General features: G+C 39.1%; 18 protein-coding genes. 12 read left to right on the plus strand and 6 right to left on the minus strand.

The genetic code is table 11. The annotated features are described in order from the left end of the window. Positions 1–7: 7 nt before the first annotated feature. Positions 8–751: an RNA methyltransferase gene (locus R2800_02310; GenBank protein ID MEZ5015855.1), complete on the plus strand. Its 744-nt coding sequence runs from the start codon at positions 8–10 to the stop codon at positions 749–751. Positions 752–821: 70 nt separating this feature from the next. Then, entirely contained in the window at positions 822–1,556 is a 735-nt protein-coding gene (locus R2800_02315) for a DUF4476 domain-containing protein (protein MEZ5015856.1), read from the plus strand. Here R2800_02315 and R2800_02320 read toward each other — a convergent pair. Beyond that, positions 1,553–2,134, minus strand: coding sequence for a phosphatase PAP2 family protein (locus tag R2800_02320; GenBank protein MEZ5015857.1), 582 nt, complete (start codon positions 2,132–2,134; stop codon positions 1,553–1,555). The two genes, R2800_02315 and R2800_02320, sit on opposite strands and share 4 nt — an antisense overlap. Then, positions 2,124–2,870, minus strand: coding sequence for a methyltransferase domain-containing protein (locus R2800_02325; protein ID MEZ5015858.1), 747 nt, complete (start codon positions 2,868–2,870; stop codon positions 2,124–2,126). The genes R2800_02320 and R2800_02325 overlap by 11 nt, the downstream gene beginning before the upstream one ends. Positions 2,871–3,017: 147 nt before the next feature. On the opposite strand from R2800_02325, the gene R2800_02330 reads away from it, so the two are divergent. Further along, positions 3,018–3,674: a hypothetical protein gene (locus R2800_02330; protein MEZ5015859.1), complete on the plus strand. Its 657-nt coding sequence runs from the start codon at positions 3,018–3,020 to the stop codon at positions 3,672–3,674. Between the two features lie 66 nt (positions 3,675–3,740). Here the strand turns inward: R2800_02330 and R2800_02335 are convergent, their stop codons facing one another. After that, positions 3,741–5,015, minus strand: coding sequence for a sugar MFS transporter (locus R2800_02335; GenBank protein ID MEZ5015860.1), 1,275 nt, complete (start codon positions 5,013–5,015; stop codon positions 3,741–3,743). A gap of 109 nt (positions 5,016–5,124) precedes the next feature. After that, positions 5,125–6,360, minus strand: a complete 1,236-nt coding sequence (locus R2800_02340) for a DUF6600 domain-containing protein (protein ID MEZ5015861.1) — start codon at positions 6,358–6,360, stop codon at positions 5,125–5,127. A gap of 167 nt (positions 6,361–6,527) precedes the next feature. Between R2800_02340 and R2800_02345 the strand changes: the two genes are divergently transcribed. Then, positions 6,528–7,214 (plus strand): alpha/beta fold hydrolase, encoded by a 687-nt coding sequence (locus R2800_02345; GenBank protein ID MEZ5015862.1) that lies wholly within the window; start codon positions 6,528–6,530, stop codon positions 7,212–7,214. 93 nt (positions 7,215–7,307) lie between these two features. Next, positions 7,308–7,928: an SGNH/GDSL hydrolase family protein gene (locus tag R2800_02350; GenBank protein MEZ5015863.1), complete on the plus strand. Its 621-nt coding sequence runs from the start codon at positions 7,308–7,310 to the stop codon at positions 7,926–7,928. Here R2800_02350 and R2800_02355 read toward each other — a convergent pair. Further along, positions 7,925–8,317: a hypothetical protein gene (locus tag R2800_02355; GenBank protein ID MEZ5015864.1), complete on the minus strand. Its 393-nt coding sequence runs from the start codon at positions 8,315–8,317 to the stop codon at positions 7,925–7,927. The two genes, R2800_02350 and R2800_02355, sit on opposite strands and share 4 nt — an antisense overlap. A gap of 63 nt (positions 8,318–8,380) precedes the next feature. Between R2800_02355 and R2800_02360 the strand changes: the two genes are divergently transcribed. The 4 genes from R2800_02360 (at position 8,381) to R2800_02375 (ending at position 11,894) form a co-directional block, all read left to right on the plus strand. Beyond that, complete coding sequence (locus R2800_02360; protein MEZ5015865.1) at positions 8,381–8,791, plus strand: hypothetical protein; 411 nt, start codon at positions 8,381–8,383, stop codon at positions 8,789–8,791. A gap of 62 nt (positions 8,792–8,853) precedes the next feature. Beyond that, positions 8,854–9,210 (plus strand): heavy-metal-associated domain-containing protein, encoded by a 357-nt coding sequence (locus R2800_02365; protein ID MEZ5015866.1) that lies wholly within the window; start codon positions 8,854–8,856, stop codon positions 9,208–9,210. 6 nt (positions 9,211–9,216) lie between these two features. Then, positions 9,217–11,472, plus strand: coding sequence for a TonB-dependent receptor (locus tag R2800_02370; GenBank protein MEZ5015867.1), 2,256 nt, complete (start codon positions 9,217–9,219; stop codon positions 11,470–11,472). 62 nt (positions 11,473–11,534) lie between these two features. Next, the gene (locus R2800_02375; protein ID MEZ5015868.1) at positions 11,535–11,894 is read left to right on the plus strand and encodes an MmcQ/YjbR family DNA-binding protein; all 360 of its coding nucleotides are present in this window, start codon (positions 11,535–11,537) and stop codon (positions 11,892–11,894) included. Here the strand turns inward: R2800_02375 and R2800_02380 are convergent. Next, positions 11,891–13,153, minus strand: coding sequence for a hypothetical protein (locus tag R2800_02380; protein ID MEZ5015869.1), 1,263 nt, complete (start codon positions 13,151–13,153; stop codon positions 11,891–11,893). The two genes, R2800_02375 and R2800_02380, sit on opposite strands and share 4 nt — an antisense overlap. A gap of 133 nt (positions 13,154–13,286) precedes the next feature. Here R2800_02380 and R2800_02385 point away from each other — a divergent pair, with 133 nt between their 5' ends. The 3 genes from R2800_02385 to R2800_02395 all read left to right on the plus strand — a co-directional run bounded on the left by R2800_02385 (position 13,287) and on the right by R2800_02395 (position 17,131). Beyond that, positions 13,287–14,357 carry an ABC transporter permease gene (locus R2800_02385; protein MEZ5015870.1) on the plus strand — a complete coding sequence of 357 codons (1,071 nt, stop codon included), beginning with the start codon at positions 13,287–13,289 and terminating at the stop codon, positions 14,355–14,357. A 34-nt stretch (positions 14,358–14,391) separates the two neighbouring features. Then, positions 14,392–15,432: an isoaspartyl peptidase/L-asparaginase gene (locus tag R2800_02390; protein ID MEZ5015871.1), complete on the plus strand. Its 1,041-nt coding sequence runs from the start codon at positions 14,392–14,394 to the stop codon at positions 15,430–15,432. A gap of 70 nt (positions 15,433–15,502) precedes the next feature. Next, on the plus strand, positions 15,503–17,131 hold the full coding sequence (locus tag R2800_02395; GenBank protein MEZ5015872.1) for a carboxyl transferase domain-containing protein: 1,629 nt from the start codon (positions 15,503–15,505) through the stop codon (positions 17,129–17,131). Positions 17,132–17,244 lie beyond the last annotated feature (113 nt).

The following is a 17,244-nucleotide window of genomic DNA, read 5'->3' on the forward strand; positions in this document are numbered from 1 at the left end:
TGTACTTATGCTTACAAAGGCACAAAGTAAATATATTCGCGCGTTATCGCAGCAAAAATACCGTAAAGAATGCAACCAATTTGTAGCGGAAGGAGACAAAATAGCTAAAGAGTGGTTAAAGTCTACTCAGGCTATTGATATGGTCGTTGTTACAGAAAGTTGGTATTTTGAACATGCGGAGCTTGTTCAGCAGCACAATGAGGCTGAATTGATTATTGTAAAAGAGCATGAACTAGCGGCAATGTCTAGTTTGTCTACCGCTAAGGACATATTGTTAGTACTGCCTCAGAAACCCAAGAAACTGGATCTGAAAACCCTTAAGGGGTGGAGTATAGCATTGGATAGGCTGCAGGACCCAGGCAATATGGGAACAATAATGCGTATTGCCGATTGGTTTGGTATTGACAATATAGTGGCGTCACCTGACTGTGTAGATATATATAATCCTAAAGTGGTACAATCTGCTATGGGTGCTCATATTAGGGTGAATGTTTATACAGAAGAGTTGTCTTCTTTTTTAGACAATGTAAATAGGCCTATATATGCTGCTGTATTGAATGGAGAGAATATACATACTGTTGAAAAGAAAGGGGAGGGAGTTATTTTGATCGGAAATGAATCTAAAGGGTTGGATTCTGTTTTAATTGAAAAGGCAACACATAAGATTACGATACCAAAGCTAGGAGGAGCAGAATCTTTAAATGCAGGGGTCTCGGCAGGTATAGTATGTGCCTTGCTAACACAAGCTTAAGTTAAAGAATCGTTGCTTGTTTGATAATAAGAGGTATAATCTCTAATTTATAGTTTCAATACTTAGTGATATGAAAAAAGCATCCATTTTCTTATTGGTATTTCTCTTGTCAGTTTCACAAGTACTAGCAGCTGAGCGCATGCGCAGTGCTATAAAAATAAGATTTAATGATAATAGGCCTATTACAATATCCATAGACGGGAGAAACTATGATAGACATGGCAAGTCGCTTACATTAGGGAATCTCCCAGCGGGCTGGCATAATATTCGGGTATATGAATTTATAGAGTATCGCAAAGGAGGAGGTAGGGCGAAGTTGATCTATACAGGTTCTGTAAGGGTAAAGCCAGGTGTTATGATGTACTGTGTGGTAGATGCTAATACGAGAAGAATGCGTATTCGTACTGAGGATATAAGTGATCTTTATGTAGATTATGATAATGCAAATAGTGTAGATGAAAATGTGCCGCCTAAACATGATAAACCTACTGACGAGCGGGTGAATAGGAGTGATGAAGCTGTGAGCATGAATGATATAAAGGAGCTTGAAACACTTGTGAAAGGTAAGGTTACAGATACAGATAAATTGAAAATGCTAAAGAGGGCTTTGAAAGATGAGCGTTATTATGTTATGGATGTAAAAACAATGATGACATGGTTGAGCTTTGAGAGTAGCCGACTTGACTTTGCCAAATGGTCTTATAACAAAGTGCTTAATCCTGAAAGTTATTGGAAACTTGATGATGCCTTCAATTTTTCCAGCTCAACAGATGAGTTGCATGACTATATAAAGAAACAGCGTTAGTAGTCCTTTAGGGAGTAAACTCTGTTGTATACTTTACTGGTGACTACACCGCAAACTAGTCCTAATAATCCGCCTCCAATAACATCTCCTGGGAAATGGACGCCTACGTATACTTGCGCATAGGCAACAGAGAATGCCCAAAAAAGAGCTACAGGCCATATCCATTTACCAAAATGTTTTAATGTATACCCACTAAATATGGCCAATGCAAAATGATTAGCTGCATGAGAGGAAGGAAAGCTATATCCGCTACCGCAAGGCACAATATTATGTACCATTGCTATAAGATAATGGTTGTTGCAAGGGCGTATTCTATGGAAAAACGGTTTAAGTAAACTACCGCTTATATAGTCTGAAAAAGCAAAGGTCATTAGAAAAAACACCAACCACATTAGGCCTTTTTTTCTAAAATTGAGTGGCATGAAAATGAGCAAGAATAGATATAAAGGTGCCCATGTCCATTGGTTTCTAAAATAGGGGACAATAGCATCCAAAAAACTATTGTGGCCTATAGCATTAATATAATACCATAGCCAGTAGTCTATTTTTAAAAGTAGTGTATAAATACTATCCCACATTTTGCTTCTTGAATATCATGATTAGTCTGGGAGAAGTGCTTGGATCATAGTTGTTCAGTTGATAATCTCCAAAATTACTCACTAGTTTCATCCCTGCCTTTTTGAATATCTTTATAAAGTCGGAAAGGGAAAATGCTGCTACCGACTCATTGTAGCAATGCTCCTTGCCTTCATTGTCTTTGAAAGAGATGTCTTTAATAATATGGTCTCGCTCTAGTCTTCTTTTTATGTTGAAGCTAATGCCTCCACGCTCTATTGTTTCTTCTTGTACAAGACTATTAACCGTATATTCTCTATTGAGGTAATCGATCACTAATAGTCCACCTGGTTTCAATGCTCTTGCAAAAGACTTGGCTGCCATATGGTGGTCTCTGTCTTTGTTGAAATAGCCAAAACTGGTAAAGAAGTTGAAGGCATAATCAAAATAGTTGATATAAAAAGGGAAGCGCATATCATGGATGAAGAATTGTAATCCCTCTCTTTCTGATTCTTTAGCCTTTTCAATACTACGGTGCGAAAGGTCGATCCCTGTTACATCAAACTTATGCTCAGCAAGTTGTATGGCATGCCTTCCTTCACCACAGGCTATATCTAGCATATTGCTGTAGGGTAAAGGTTCCAAGTATTCAATGATATTCTCAATGAATGCACGAGCCTCTAGCTTATCTCTGTTTTGATATAAGACCTTGTAATAAGGAGAGCCAAACCAGCTTTCAAACCAATTCTTTTGTTCCATATAAAGTATTGACGAACAACGAAAATAATACGAAATAGTGGAAAAGCCTTTTATTATGTACTATTTAGAGGAATACTCTTTAATTTAAATAAGATATTTAGGCTGTCGTAATGAAAAGCTATATTTGCAGCCAATAGAATAAAATACATGAATAGGAACATACGTCGTTTTATCGTCAATTTTCGTTTGCCGTTAGCTGGTGCACTATTACTTTTAGGTCTTTATTTAGGTTTTGAGGTTACATGGTGGGTAGCTTGGATTCCTTTGTTGGTGGCTATATTAATGGTAGTAGCACATTTCCTAATAGGGCCAATGACTTTGGTGCAAGGTTTTGTGGAAGATGGGGATATTGAAGGAGCGCAAGCTATGTTGGCAAAAGTGAAGAACCCTAAATTGCTTTATAAGCCAGTGCGTTCTTCATATTATATGCTGAAGGCTAACTTCTCTACTATGTCTGATGATTATGAAGCAGCTGAGGCCGATTTGAAAAAAGGGCTTGAAGCAGGTATGCCTGAAAAAGAATATGAAGGAACAGCTTATTTGCAACTAGGATCAATTGCTTTTAAAAAGGGCAATTTGAAAGAGGCAGCGGAGAATATGCGTAAAGCGGTAAAAATCGGTTTGCCGGATAAGGATAGTGAAGCAACAGCTTATCTTCAGCTGTCTGGTATTGCTATGCAACGTCGCGATTTTAAAGGCACTAAGTTCTACTTTAATAAAGCAAAAGCTTGTAAGCCTAAGAATCCTGAGGTGGTAGCACAGATAAAGGAAATGACCAAATATGTTGCTCGCATACCTGGTTAATAGTAGTTATCTAATTTGATATTATAAAAAGAGGATTGTTCAATACAATCCTCTTTTCTTTTGGTGTTATTCTTCATTAGAAGGTTTATGTCCGATCTTATGTCCTTTTATGGCAAAGAATAAGATATAGAGATAGCATGGTATCATAATCCAGAAGGCTTGTTTTAGATTGCCTCCATTCATGTCACTAAGCCATCCGTAAATAAGAGGTATAATAGCTCCACCTGCAATACCCATTATCAATAGGGCTGATCCTGTTTTTGTATGCCTTCCCAAGTCTTTAATAGACATAGGCCATATGGCTGGCCACATTATAGCATGGGTGAAGCCTAAAAGGAAAAGCATGGTTACAGAAACTTTTCCACTGGTTAGCAATACCCCCGTTATGAGTGCCAAACTTAGTATAAGGCATATTCTCAATAGTTTTTCTTGAGAGAGGTATTTAGGAGTCAGTAATACACCCATTAAATAGCCTGCTATCATGGAGAATAGCGTAAACGAAGTGAGGTAAGGAGCAAAGTCGGAAGGGAGCCCCAAATAGTTGCCATAGCTGATAATATAATCGCCTGCTAGTACTTCTACACCTACATAGGCAAATATGGCAAAAGCGCCTAAGAATAAATAAGTATAGCTGGTTAAAGGTCTCTTGTTGGTTTGGTCGCTAGTATCTTCATTTTCATTGCTCACATTGGGCAGGGGAGAAAAACGTATAAATATGGCAACAATGACCAATACGACAGTAAGGATAATATAAGGGTTGATGATCCTAGTGGCCAACATGTCCAGTATCTCTTCTTTTCTTGCACCGCTAATAGAGCCTTCTAGCTCTTTATTAAGCGTCCCCATGTTCTTTAATAATGCAGCTCCTAGTATATAAGGGATTAGAGCACCACCTACCTTGTTACAAATCCCCATTATGCTGATACGTTTAGCAGCACTTTCTATAGGGCCTATAATGGTTACATATGGGTTCACTGCCGCTTGAAGTATTGTTAAGCCAAGACCTTGTATAAATAGTCCTGATAAGAAATAGCTGTAGTTGCGCTGCAACGCAGCTGGTATGAAAATGATACAACCTACAGCCATGATAAGTAAGCCAAGTCCCATGCCGTGTTTAAAACCTGTTTTCTTTAAAATGATCGATGACGGGATCGCCATTATAAAGTAGGATATAAAAAAAGCAAAGGTGACTAATGACGCTTGCGTATTAGTTAGCTGACAAGTGGTTTTTAAGAAAGGAATTAAGGTTCCATTCAGCCATGTGATAAAACCAAAAATGAAAAATAGTATCCCGATTAAAAAAATGGAAACAATATAAGAGCTTTTGCCTTTATCATTCATGAGTTACAAGTTGAAAATGGATAAAGAACTAAAATACACTAATTGCTCAATAGTTTATAAGGGGCAAAAAAAAGCCCCGAAAAATCGGGACTCTTTTGATCATCGCTATTTATCTTTTTCCTCTATTCCTGTTTGATGCACCTCCAGAACTCCTTTGAGTTGATTGTCTTGCAGGTGCAGTAGCTCTTTGGCTTGTTGGTCTACTTTGTCTTTGCGCCCTAGCAGGTGGAGTAGCTTGTCTCGTTCTGCTATAGCTATTGCTTCTTTGTGCAGTAGGCCTACTTTGTGATGCTGGTCTTGTTCTTTGTGTGTTTCTATAAGAACGTTGTTGTGTTTGTCCTGCTCTGTTTTGAACCGCCGAAGGTTGTCTGTTCGTATTTTGTTGTTGCCAGCTACGTTGTCTTTGCTGTGTTATGTTTTTTTGTTGACGGTTTTGTTGCTGTGCTACTCTTTGTCCATTATTTCTGTTAGGCACAGCAGCATGTTGTCTGTTTTGCTGTGGTGGAGTAGCAACTGTTCTTCTCTGTCCTTGTCTTACGCCTTGTTGCCCTCTATTACCATTCCTAGTACTTACTACGTTTCTAGGGCGCGTATTAGCTTGTCTTTGGCCTACATTTGGTCTGTACATATTTAATGCACCGTTTCTAACCCTTGCTCTTCCAGCTCTATTGCCATTACGTAGCGCATATACTTGAACGTTTCTTCCTGTATGTCTTTGTATTGTAGCTCTACGAGGGCCATACACATAAGCGTTTCTGTATGTGTTATTAATGATGGTGGTATTGTTAATGATAGTAGTGTTGTATTGAGGGCCTCTATAATATCTTTGGAAACCTCTTGTGTGTATGTATCTATTTGGTATAAATACCCACCAGTCGCTACGTACTTGAAAGTTTGGTCCTGCACACATATTTACAGTTACACCTGGTCCCATAGGTGCCCAACCATAGTAACCACCTCCATTACGCCAAGTTACCCAAGCAGGTCCCCATTGTGTATCCGGTAACCATATCCAACCATAATAGTTGTCATAGGTCCATCTACCATAGTGGAAGGGTGCCCAGCCCCAATCATAGTCAGATACCCAGGTATTACCATACTCTGTCATTGCCCAATTACCATTAGTATAATAAGGGCGGAAATCTCTGCCTACACCTCTTGGTATCCATGCATATCCATTACCTTGATAGTCTATCCAATCTCCATAAGGAGAAAGGTTGTCATAAAACATATTGAAGGAAACAGAAACGTTAGGTTGTGCCTTTGCTTTTTCTATTGGGGTAATGAATGCTACTAATAAAAGAGCTGTCATCAATACTCCTGCTAGTCTAATATATCTGGTCATAACACTTTGTTTTTGTTCAACTAGGGTAATCCAAAACTGATTCCTCTTTTTCCCAAAGAACTGTTAAACAGGGTATTTTGTTAAAGGATCGGGCTGTTTTTAACAGATGAGTGTTAAGTATATGTATTGGTTTGGGAGTGTAATTTCTCTTTCTTTATCTTCACAAAATGCAACCGATATTACTACTACACGGCGCAATAGGCGCGTCCGACCAGTTATTACCATTGAAAGAAATATTAGCAGATAGCTACAATGTACATACACTTGATTTTTCGGGTCATGGTGGTCAGCCATTTCCTCAAGAACCATTTTCTATAGGTTTATTCGCTAAAGAAGTGGTGGATTATCTTGATAAAGAGCAAATACAAAGCATTGATATTTTTGGTTATAGTATGGGGGGCTATGTGGCCTTATATATGGCTAAACATTATCCTGATAGGGTAGGCAAAATAGTGACATTAGCTACTAAGTTTTATTGGGATGTACCTACGGCTGAAAAAGAGTCGAAGATGATGAACGCCTTGGTCATTAAAGAGAAAGTGCCTGCTTTTGCCGCAACGTTGGCTAAGAGACATGCACCCAATAGTTGGGAGGAAGTATTAGAAAAGACCAAAGAAATGTTGCAAGGTTTGGGAGAGCAGAATGCCATGTCAATAGAGGATTACAAATTGGTTAATAACTTCGTGTTAATATTGATTGGGGATAAGGATAAAATGGTGACACTTGAGGAAACTTTGGATGTGTATAAAAACTTACCCAATGCTCATATGGGTGTGCTGCCTAATACTCAACATCCTATAGAGCAGGTAGATATAGGGTTTTTGGGGTTGATGATAAAAAAACATTTTAGCTAGTTGTTATATCAAATATTAATAAATAGGTTTACTGTTATCACCTTTATTGTATCTTGCGCCGTCTTATTTGTACGGGCAGGTGCCAATGCAAAAATGAAAACAAAATCAATGTACACATACTTAGCTTTAGGGGATTCTTATACAATAGGCGAAAAGGTTCCTTTTGCCGATAATTTCCCTAGCCAAACAACCGCTAACCTTAGAAGATCTGGTCTTGATATTACCGATCCTGTAGTAATTGCTACTACTGGCTGGACAACCGACGAGCTTGCTACTTCTATCCGAGAGCATAACATTACCGATACTTTCTCTTTTGTTACTTTACTTATAGGAGTTAATAATCAATACAGAGGAAGAAGTACGGATAACTTCAAAGAAGAGTATACCGACTTATTAAAGCAGGCAATTGCTTTTGCAGGTGGAAATCCTGATAGAGTATTTGTATTATCTATTCCTGATTGGGGGGTAACTCCTTTTGCCGAAGGGAAAGATAGAGAAGCTATAGCTAAGGATATTGATGCCTTTAATAAAGTAAAGCGTTCAATAACATCAGAGTATAAGTGTAACTATTTGGAGATAACAGAAAGTTCAAGGTTGCATGGTACTCAGGAAGAGTATTTAGTAGAAGATAAATTACACTACTCTGCAAAAGAGTATGCTATATGGGCAAAGCACTTGTCGGCTATGATAGGCGCAGAGCTAAAGAAGGGTTAAGTTAAGGCTTGAAAAAGTCTATTGATCTTTTCTTTATTAACTATTTTTTGAATTTGAGTGCCGTCTGCTATCAGGCGGCCTTTTACTTTTGCGGTATAATCTGTTATTACTTCATTTTTATTGACAGATACAAGAGTTGCCGTAAAGACAACTTCCTGACCTATAAGAGCAGGGGAGTGATGGTTAACGGTTATTTTTGTGCCTATACCTTCCTCGTCCTCTTCTTTCATTTCTAAAACAAAGAGGCGTCCACTCCATTCTGCATCTCTTGCTAGGGCAAATGTGGCATAAACAGGGTGCACCTCACCACTTTCAAAAGTGGCACTATCTGCTTTAAGTACAGTGTGTGTAAATGTTTTTATATCACCTATTTGAAATGGGTTTCTCATGCGGGAAAGTTACAAAACGGTCTTATTATTTCATTAACGTATTAGTTAGTACCTTTGCAAATAGTGCGAAAGCTCATATCCATACCATTACTTTTCATCTACATGATCGCTGCATCAGGAGTGATCATACAGTTGCATTATTGTGGTCAGAAGTTAGATTCTTGGAATGTCTTCGCTATGAAGGCAGATAGTTGTGGAGATGATGGCTGTGATAAAATGCCTGAAAGTCATGGTTGCTGCAGTGATAAAGTTATTAAAGCTAAGATAGCGCAGGATTATCAAAGCACGCCAAGCTTTTATCAAGATTTCAGTTTCTTAGATATAGCTATTATTCCACAGCATAATTGTTTATATGATTTTACATATAAACAATGCGAGGTAAAAGGGTTGTTTTATAATGCTAATGCCCCGCCAGGGTTATGGCAGAATATCCCTCTATATAAGTTAAATACTAGTTTTACATTTTACGGTTAAGGTAAGAATCTCAATTTTTTTGACATGTTATTCTTATTTTAATGAACCAGTAAAATGTAAAAATGAAACAATTAATAATTTTCCTTTCTATAATCATTTGTTCTACTTCCTTGTTGGCACAAGACAAGAAGAAGGATATTGTTACAGAAGCCTATTTGGTAAGTGGCAATTGCGGTGAGTGTGAAGAACGCATCGAAAAAGCAGCTTATGTAAAAGGTGTTAAAAGAGCAGAATGGGACAAGAAGACCAAAATGCTTACAGTAACCTACCGTCCTTCTAAAACCTCAAAGGAGCATATCTTAAAGAGCGTTGCCGATTCAGGCCACGATTCTGAAGGATTTACTGCTAAAGAAGAGGATTATTCAAAATTGCCAGCTTGTTGCCTTTACAGAACGGGCACTTGTAGTGAAGATAAATAGAACAAAATGAGAATCATTGATAAAATAAGCTGGTCAGCACTAATAATGCTGATGAGCATCTTATATACTAATACTGTCTTTGCACAGGAGCGGGCAGTATACGGTACTATTTTCGAAGAAGTTAAAGGCGAAAAAGTGCCACTTGCAGGAGCTATTGTAAGGGTGCCTAATACAGCTATAGGTACTCAAACTGATGCCGATGGAACCTTTAGATTGTCCATCCCTGAAGCCAATAAGACCATAATCGTAAGTCAACTAAGTTATGTAGCAGACACTGTAGCATTAAAGCCAGGAGCTAACCAAATAGGGGTAATACTAAAAACTGTAAAGCAACTGGAAGAAGCTGTGGTAACCTACCGTAGAAAAGGTAATGAGCTTAGTTTGCTAGACCCTCGTAAAACAGAAGAAATAGGTGAAAAAGAGTTTCTAAAAGCAGCCTGCTGTAACTTAAGTGAAAGCTTTGAAACCACACCTTCTGTAGACGTTGCTTTTACCGATGCAGTGTCTGGTTATAAGCAAATACAAATGCTTGGTCTTGCTGGGCCATACACATTAATTACCAGAGAGAATATTCCTGATGTGAGAGGTCTGTCTTCTGTAACAGGGTTAACCTTTACGCCGGGTACTTGGCTGCAAGGTATGCAGTTGAGTAAAGGTACGGGTAGTGTAGTGAATGGTTACGAAGGTCTTGCCGGTCAGATCAATATAGAGCTAAAAAAGCCTTTTGCAGAGAAGGCCGAAAAGTGGAATGTTAATCTATATCAGAATGTACAAGGTAGAAGTGAAGCTAATGTGATATACCAGCATAAGTTCAATAAAAAACTCTCTACCAATTTCTTCGCACATGCTAGTGGGCGTTGGCGCAAGAACGATATGAATAGTGATGGTTTTATGGATCAGCCATTGAACAGTAGCTATATCGGTATCAACAGGTGGTTTTACTTCAACCCCAATGGTTGGGAAATGCAAGCGGGTGTGAAGGGTACTTATCTAGACCAAATTGGAGGGCAGCTGAATTTTGATAAGGGTACAGAGCAAGTAGCAGGTAATCCATGGGGCTATCAAATGAATATAAGACGTTACGAAGGTTGGGCAAAGATCGGTAGAGTGTTTAAAAAGCCGGGAACAAGTGTGGGGCTACAGTTGTCAGGTACACGTCATGAACAAGCCAGTCTTTATGGCAAACGTAATTATGATGCGAACCAAACCAGCTTCTATGCTAATTTGATCTACCAAACCATCCTGAATAATACGAACCATATTTTAAAGACAGGTGCTAGTGCGTTGGTAGATAACTATGACGAACAGTTTGAGTTAAGGAATTTCACTCGTAATGAGTTCGTGCCGGGTGCTTTTGTAGAGTATACTTATAATCACCTTTCTATATTTAATGTGGTAGCAGGTTTGCGAGGTGACTATCACAATATATTTGGTGGCTTTTTAACACCGCGATTACATGTTCGCTATGCCCCTTTTGAGCTGACAGCAATACGCGCATCAGTAGGTAGGGCACAACGTACTGCCAATATCTTGGCCGAGAATATGGGGTACATGGCTTCGCGTAGAAACTTTATGTTCTTAGGTACTGATGCTAATAACCCTTACGGTCTTGATCAGGAGATAGCTTGGAATTATGGTATCAACCTTACGCAGAAATTCAGATTGAATTATAGAGATGGCGCTTTCTCTATGGACTACTACTATACACAATTTCAAAACCAAGTAGTGGTAGATGTAGAGACACCTAGTAGTGTACGCTTCTATAATTTGAATGGTCAGTCTTTTGCTAATAGCTTTCAAGCGCAGTTAGACTATGAGCCTCTTGTTCGTTTTGATGTTCGATTGGCCTACCGACTGTTTGATGTGAAAACGACATATGGTGGCGTATTGAAAGAAAAACCTTTAATCGCCAGACATCGAGCATTTGTAAATCTGTCTTATGAAACAAAGAATGTTTGGCGTTTCGACTATACTGTGCAGTGGATAAGCTCAAAGAGAGTGCCTTCTGTAAATACAGGAATGAATAGCACAATTCCTTCAGCGGAATCACCTTCATTCGTATTGATGAATGCACAAATAAGCAAGACCTGGAATAAGTCGATAGAGGTTTACTTAGGAGGAGAGAATTTGACCAACTTCCTACAGCCATCTCCTATTATAGCTTCTAACCAGCCTTTTGGTAATGAGTTTGATGCTTCAATGATTTGGGGGCCGGTAATGGGTAGAAATATATACGCTGGTCTTCGTTGGAAGATCAAGTAAAGCTGACCATAAAGTATAAATTAAAGGCTGCTCAGTAGAGTAGCCTTTCTTATTTTTATATCATGAATACCGAACAGTTAACTGATTTTTGTTTGAGTCTGCCTGCAGTAAAAGAAGAGATAAAGTTTGAGGATCATCTGAGTTTTACTGTAGGTGAAAAGATATTTTGTATTACAGGTCTGCATGATAATACCAACGTATCATTCAAAATAGACCCAGATGAGTTTGATGAACTGATAGAAAGAGAAGGTATTACACAAGCACCATATTTTGCTAAGAGGCAATGGGTATCAGTACAAAAAAGAGGGGCTTTGAAAAAGCAAGAATGGCAGGAGTATCTTGCTAAATCTTATGAATTGGTAAAGTCAAAACTCACTAAGAAGATGCAAAAGCTAATAGACGAAACTGGAACAATGAATTAAGTTTTTCTTGGTTTCTTCTTAGCTGCCGGAAATAATACGTTGTTAAGTATTAAACGATAGCCGGGAGAGTTGGGGTGTAGGCTAAGGTCTGTAGGAGGGTCGCCAATAGCATGTTGGTAGTCTTCAGGGTCATGACCGCCATAAAAGGTCCAAGTGCCTTTACCAAAATCACCATGTATATAGCGCGCTTCGTTAGCTGGTTTATACTCACCCATTACCAATACATTTTTCTTCAACACTTCATTTCTGAAAGAAGTGGTTTGCCCCATAAACCCTTTTACTGTTGTGGTATGGTTTTGGCAAAGCATGGTAGGTACAGGGTCAAACTTGGCAGAGAAGGTAAATAAGGTAAAGTAGTCTATCTCCATTTTTACATTTCTCATTCTAGTATTGTCTATATCAGAAAACTCATACTCATATGGGTTCATGGATAGTTTGAAGTCGGTAAAAGCAAAGCTTTGAGAGTAATCCAGTTTTTGTTGTGCATCGGTAGCCGCAGGATCGCCATCAAAAGGTACATGACATATATCGGTATTCTGCGCGGCTATGCCAATATCATAACTGTCGGTTGCGGAACACATAGCGAACAGATATCCGCCACCTGCTACAAACTCCTGTATCTTTTTAGCCACACCTAATTTTAGTTGTGATACTTTTTTATAACCATGCTTTTTAGCCAACACCTCGTTTCTTTTTACATCATTTTGGTACCAAGAGGCATTTCTATAAGCCGCCCAGAACTTTCCATATTGCCCTGTGAAATCTTCGTGGTGCAGATGCAGCCAATCATATTCAGGTAGTTTGTTTTTTAAGGCTTCTGTGTCATATACCTCATCATAAGGTATCTCTGCGTAGGTGAGTACCATAGTTACAGCATCGTCCCAAGGTTGCTTACCATCAGGAGTATATACTGCAATTTTTGGTGCCTTTTCCAGCTTCATGATATCACCATTGAAGTCAGGATTGGCAATCTCTCTTATTATGGCTCCATAGCGAGCTTCTGAAATAACCTCGTAGCTAACACCCTTGAGTTTACACAGTCGTTCTATATCTGCATTTTGGTTCATGGCAAAGCTACCGCCGTTGTAGTTGAGCAGCCAGTCTACCTCCATGCCATTGTTTAGTGCCTTATAGGCTATGCCGTAAGCTTTAAGATGGTTGGTTTGGTTTTCTGCATCCATGGGGATGTATATACGAGCACCCATAGATAATAGGGGAGCTATTGCCAATAATATTAAAAGGACTATTCTTCGTTTCATAAACTGCTCAACTTGTAATTTACGCTATTCCGCTACTTCTCCGTAATTTCCTCTGCTTTTTTAACAACTATTATATTGTCTTAGCTACCTTTACGTTGCAATAGATATGGGGAATTATAACAATCTGCGTGCTATGCGCGCTTTAGTTAAGGCTAGTTTACAATCAATATTAAAGAGCCCTTCGGCTGTGGTCTTTAGTATATTGTTTCCATTGGTGTTCATAGTGGTTTTTGGATTGTTTGGCAACAATCAACTGCTTTCCATGTCTTTGGTAGTTGAGACTGGTACAGATACAACTAGCGAGTTGTACCACAGTTTGGATAAGAATGAAATCATTAAACTAGTACATCTTGTAGATACTGCTGAGGTAAGTAAGAGGATGAAAAATGGTGATCTAATGGGTACCATTCTTCTGAAACAAACCACAAATGAAGAACAACATTACGATATACTACTTAATATCAGTTCTTCTCAAGTAGCTAAACTGCAGCAGTTAGAGTCACTAATACAAGAGGCTGTTCAAAAATTAGATCCTGAGATACAGGCGAAAATAGATGCCATGGCTGATGTAAAAGTTGAAGTAGCAACAGTTAGAGAGTTCAAGTCTATTGATTTTATACTGCCGGGTCAGTTAGGTTTCTCTTTATTGGCAGGTAGTGTTTTTGGTACTGCGTTTGTGTTTTTCAATCTACGTCAGACATTGGTGTTAAAGCGTTTCTTTGCAACACCTGTACGAAGAGAAATAATAGTACTTAGTGAAGGGATAGCCAGAATGATATTCCAACTAATGGGTGCTGTAGTTATTATTACTATTGGTTATTTCGCTTTTGGGTATACATTGGTCAATGGTATAGTTACGTTTTTAGAAATGATACTCATCAGTGCCATGGCTATATTAGTGTTTATGGGTTTTGGCTTTATCATTAGTGGTATTACAAAGAGTGAGACAACCATTCCTCCCTTGTCTAACTTAATAACCTTACCTCAATTCTTATTAGCAGGTACATTCTTCCCTATAGATGTTTTCCCTAGCTGGCTGCAGCCCATATGTAGGGCTTTGCCGCTTACCTACCTCAATAGTGCATTGCGGAAAATAGCTTTTGACGGGGCTAGCTTGTGGGATGTGCGGATAGAATTGCTCATTCTGCTTGGTTGGGGCGCAGTACTGTATATAATAGCGGGCAGAGTATTTAGGTGGGAGTAAGTAGTAATTCGTATCTTGTTACAATAAATAAGATATGATGAAACAAATCCTACTCTCCATATGTATCGTATTCCTATCAGTTGCTACAGAAGCACAAACTCAAAAATTAGCTTCAGCTACAGATACTTTTGTTCTTGTCATTCATGGTGGGGCAGGTGGTATCCGAAGGGGAGCTATATCTAAAGAGAGAGAACAGGTCTATATTAATGGTTTAAAAACAGCACTGGCTGTAGGATATAATGTATTGGTTAGGGGAGGCTCTGCTATTGATGCGGTAGAGAAGGTGATCATGACCCTTGAAAATGATTCCAACTTCAATGCGGGTAAGGGTGCTGTTGTAGCCTATAATGGGGTGAATGAGTTAGATGCTTCCATAATGGATGGTGCTACACTTAATGCAGGTGCTGTTGCAGGTGTTACCACTATTCGTAACCCTATACATGCTGCAAGGATGGTGATGGAGAAAAGTCCACATGTAATGCTAGCTAGAAAAGGTGCTGAAATGTTTGCAGAAAGAGTAGGTTGCTCAATGGTAGCACCTTCTTATTTTAAAACATACAGCAATCAAAAAATGTGGGAGGGTAATAGGGCGAAAGAAAGAAACAACGAGAAAGAAAAGGGAAAGTCTTCATTGAAGCAGCCTGAAAATGTGGATGAGAAATATGGAACAGTAGGTGCTGTGGCTCTTGATATACATGGTAATATAGCTGCTGGCACCAGTACGGGTGGTATGAGTATGAAAAAATATGCCCGAATAGGGGATAGCCCTATTATTGGTGCAGGTACTTATGCAGACAATAATTCTTGTGGTGTAAGTTGTACGGGATGGGGAGAATATTATATCCGTTTAGCATTGGCAAAAGCAGTATGCGATAGAGTAGAGCTGGCAGGAATGACCGTAGAGCAGGCCGCCAAAGAAATGATTCATGATAAACTGGAGAAGCTGGGAGGAGATGGAGGCATTATAGCCTTAGATAAGCATGGCAATGTGTCTATAGAGTTTAATACTGTAGGTATGCACCGTGCTTATATCAAATGGAACGGCGAAACAGAAGTAGCTATATATAAAGATTAATAATAGCTATAGGTCAGTTTTTCATATTCGGGGCAGATACAATTATATTTGCCAACAAATAATCCTAATAATGAGCTTGGAAAGAAATAAAAATGATGATGAAATGCGTTTGGCAGTTAGTGAGTTGAAAAAACGTCATGCCAAAGTGAGTCAAGGTGGTGGCAAGAAATATATGGAAAAAAACAAGGCTAAAGGAAAGTTAGCTCCACGCGAACGTATAGCCTATTTGTTAGATAAAGACAGCGAGTTTGTAGAGATAGGTTCTTTTGCGGGTTGGGATATGTATCCTGAATATGGTGGCTGCCCATCGGGTGGTACTGTGGCAGGTATAGGTTATGTACATGGCCGCCAGTGTATGGTAGTAGCCAATGATAATACTGTAAAAGCAGGAGCTTGGTTCCCAATTACGGGTAAGAAAAACCTACGCATGCAAGAAATAGCTATGGAGAATCGTTTGCCTATTATCTACTTGGTAGATAGTGCAGGTGTATTCCTCCCAATGCAAGATGAGATATTTCCAGACAAAGAACATTTCGGACGCATCTTCCGCAACAATGCACAGATGAGTGCCATGGGCATTACACAGATAGCTGCGGTAATGGGTAGCTGTGTAGCAGGTGGTGCTTACTTGCCTATTATGAGTGACGAGACACTGATGGTAGAAGGTAATGGTTCTATCTTCTTAGCAGGCCCCTATTTGGTAAAAGCAGCTATTGGTGAAGATGTAGATGCGCAGACATTAGGCGGTGCTAAAACACATAATGAGATCAGTGGTATTGCAGATTATAAATTTGATACAGAGGAAGAGTGTTTAGACCAAGTACGTCGCATTATGGACAAGATAGGAGCACAGCCTAAAGCTGGATTTGATAGAGCAAAACCAGCACCTCCTAAAAGAGATCCTCAAGAAATATATGGCATACAAGCACACGATAATAGCAAGCCCTACGATGTAGTAGAGCTTATAGAGTGTATAGTAGATAATTCGGAGTTCGACCAGTTTAAAGAAGACTATGGTAAGACCATTGTTTGTGGCTATGCACGTATTGATGGCTGGGCAGTAGGTATAGTAGCCAACCAGCGCAGCATTATCAAAAATGCAAAGAATGAAATGCAGATAGGTGGTGTTATCTATAACGATAGTGCCGATAAAGCAGCTCGTTTTATACAAAACTGCAACCAGAAGAAAATACCGTTAGTGTTCTTACAAGATGTTACAGGCTTTATGGTAGGTAGCCGCAGTGAGCACTCTGGCATTATTAAAGATGGTGCGAAACTGGTAAATGCAGTGAGCAACTCCGTAGTGCCGAAAATTACCATTGTGATTGGTAACTCTTATGGTGCGGGCAACTATGCGATGTGTGGTAAGGCTTATGACCCTCGCTTTATTTATGCGTGGCCTAATGCTAAGATAGCCGTAATGGGTGGTGCGCAAGCAGCTAAGACCTTATTACAAATACAAGTAGCTTCTCTAAAAGCAAAAGGGGAAGAAATAGCACCGGAGAAAGAAGCCGAAATGCTTAAACAAATTACAGACAAGTATAATGAGCAAACAACGGCTTACTATGCTGCGGCACGTCTATGGGTAGATGATATCATAGACCCGATAGATACACGCAAGGTAATTAGTGAAGGTATTAATGCTGCTAATCACAACCCTGAGATAAAAGAATTTAAAACAGGGGTGTTTCAAGTGTAAAAGACATTGGTTGAATAGTAAAAGAGCCTCATTATGAGGCTCTTTTTTTGTAATGATATATTAGTGTTTCCGTCTACACAATAAACAAATAGCCTCAAAAGTTTATAGTGTAG

The sequence above is a fragment of the Flavipsychrobacter sp. genome (assembly GCA_041392855.1).
Classification (GTDB): Bacteria; Bacteroidota; Bacteroidia; order Chitinophagales; family Chitinophagaceae; genus UBA5543.

Bases quoted from the DNA above. Each gene is read 5' to 3' on its own strand.
- R2800_02340 (MEZ5015861.1), bottom strand. From the start codon at position 6,360: ATGACCAGATATATTAGACTAGCAGGAGTATTGATGACAGCTCTTTTA.
- R2800_02330 (MEZ5015859.1), top strand. From the start codon at position 3,018: ATGAATAGGAACATACGTCGTTTTATCGTCAATTTTCGTTTGCCGTTA.
- R2800_02315 (MEZ5015856.1), top strand. From the start codon at position 822: ATGAAAAAAGCATCCATTTTCTTATTGGTATTTCTCTTGTCAGTTTCA.
- R2800_02385 (MEZ5015870.1), top strand. From the start codon at position 13,287: ATGCGCGCTTTAGTTAAGGCTAGTTTACAATCAATATTAAAGAGCCCT.
- R2800_02355 (MEZ5015864.1), bottom strand. From the start codon at position 8,317: ATGAGAAACCCATTTCAAATAGGTGATATAAAAACATTTACACACACT.
- R2800_02370 (MEZ5015867.1), top strand. From the start codon at position 9,217: ATGAGAATCATTGATAAAATAAGCTGGTCAGCACTAATAATGCTGATG.
- R2800_02320 (MEZ5015857.1), bottom strand. From the start codon at position 2,134: ATGTGGGATAGTATTTATACACTACTTTTAAAAATAGACTACTGGCTA.
- R2800_02390 (MEZ5015871.1), top strand. From the start codon at position 14,392: ATGATGAAACAAATCCTACTCTCCATATGTATCGTATTCCTATCAGTT.
- R2800_02345 (MEZ5015862.1), top strand. From the start codon at position 6,528: ATGCAACCGATATTACTACTACACGGCGCAATAGGCGCGTCCGACCAG.
- R2800_02325 (MEZ5015858.1), bottom strand. From the start codon at position 2,870: ATGGAACAAAAGAATTGGTTTGAAAGCTGGTTTGGCTCTCCTTATTAC.
- R2800_02380 (MEZ5015869.1), bottom strand. From the start codon at position 13,153: ATGAAACGAAGAATAGTCCTTTTAATATTATTGGCAATAGCTCCCCTA.
- R2800_02335 (MEZ5015860.1), bottom strand. From the start codon at position 5,015: ATGAATGATAAAGGCAAAAGCTCTTATATTGTTTCCATTTTTTTAATC.
- R2800_02310 (MEZ5015855.1), top strand. From the start codon at position 8: ATGCTTACAAAGGCACAAAGTAAATATATTCGCGCGTTATCGCAGCAA.
- R2800_02350 (MEZ5015863.1), top strand. From the start codon at position 7,308: ATGAAAACAAAATCAATGTACACATACTTAGCTTTAGGGGATTCTTAT.
- R2800_02375 (MEZ5015868.1), top strand. From the start codon at position 11,535: ATGAATACCGAACAGTTAACTGATTTTTGTTTGAGTCTGCCTGCAGTA.
- R2800_02365 (MEZ5015866.1), top strand. From the start codon at position 8,854: ATGAAACAATTAATAATTTTCCTTTCTATAATCATTTGTTCTACTTCC.
- R2800_02395 (MEZ5015872.1), top strand. From the start codon at position 15,503: ATGAGCTTGGAAAGAAATAAAAATGATGATGAAATGCGTTTGGCAGTT.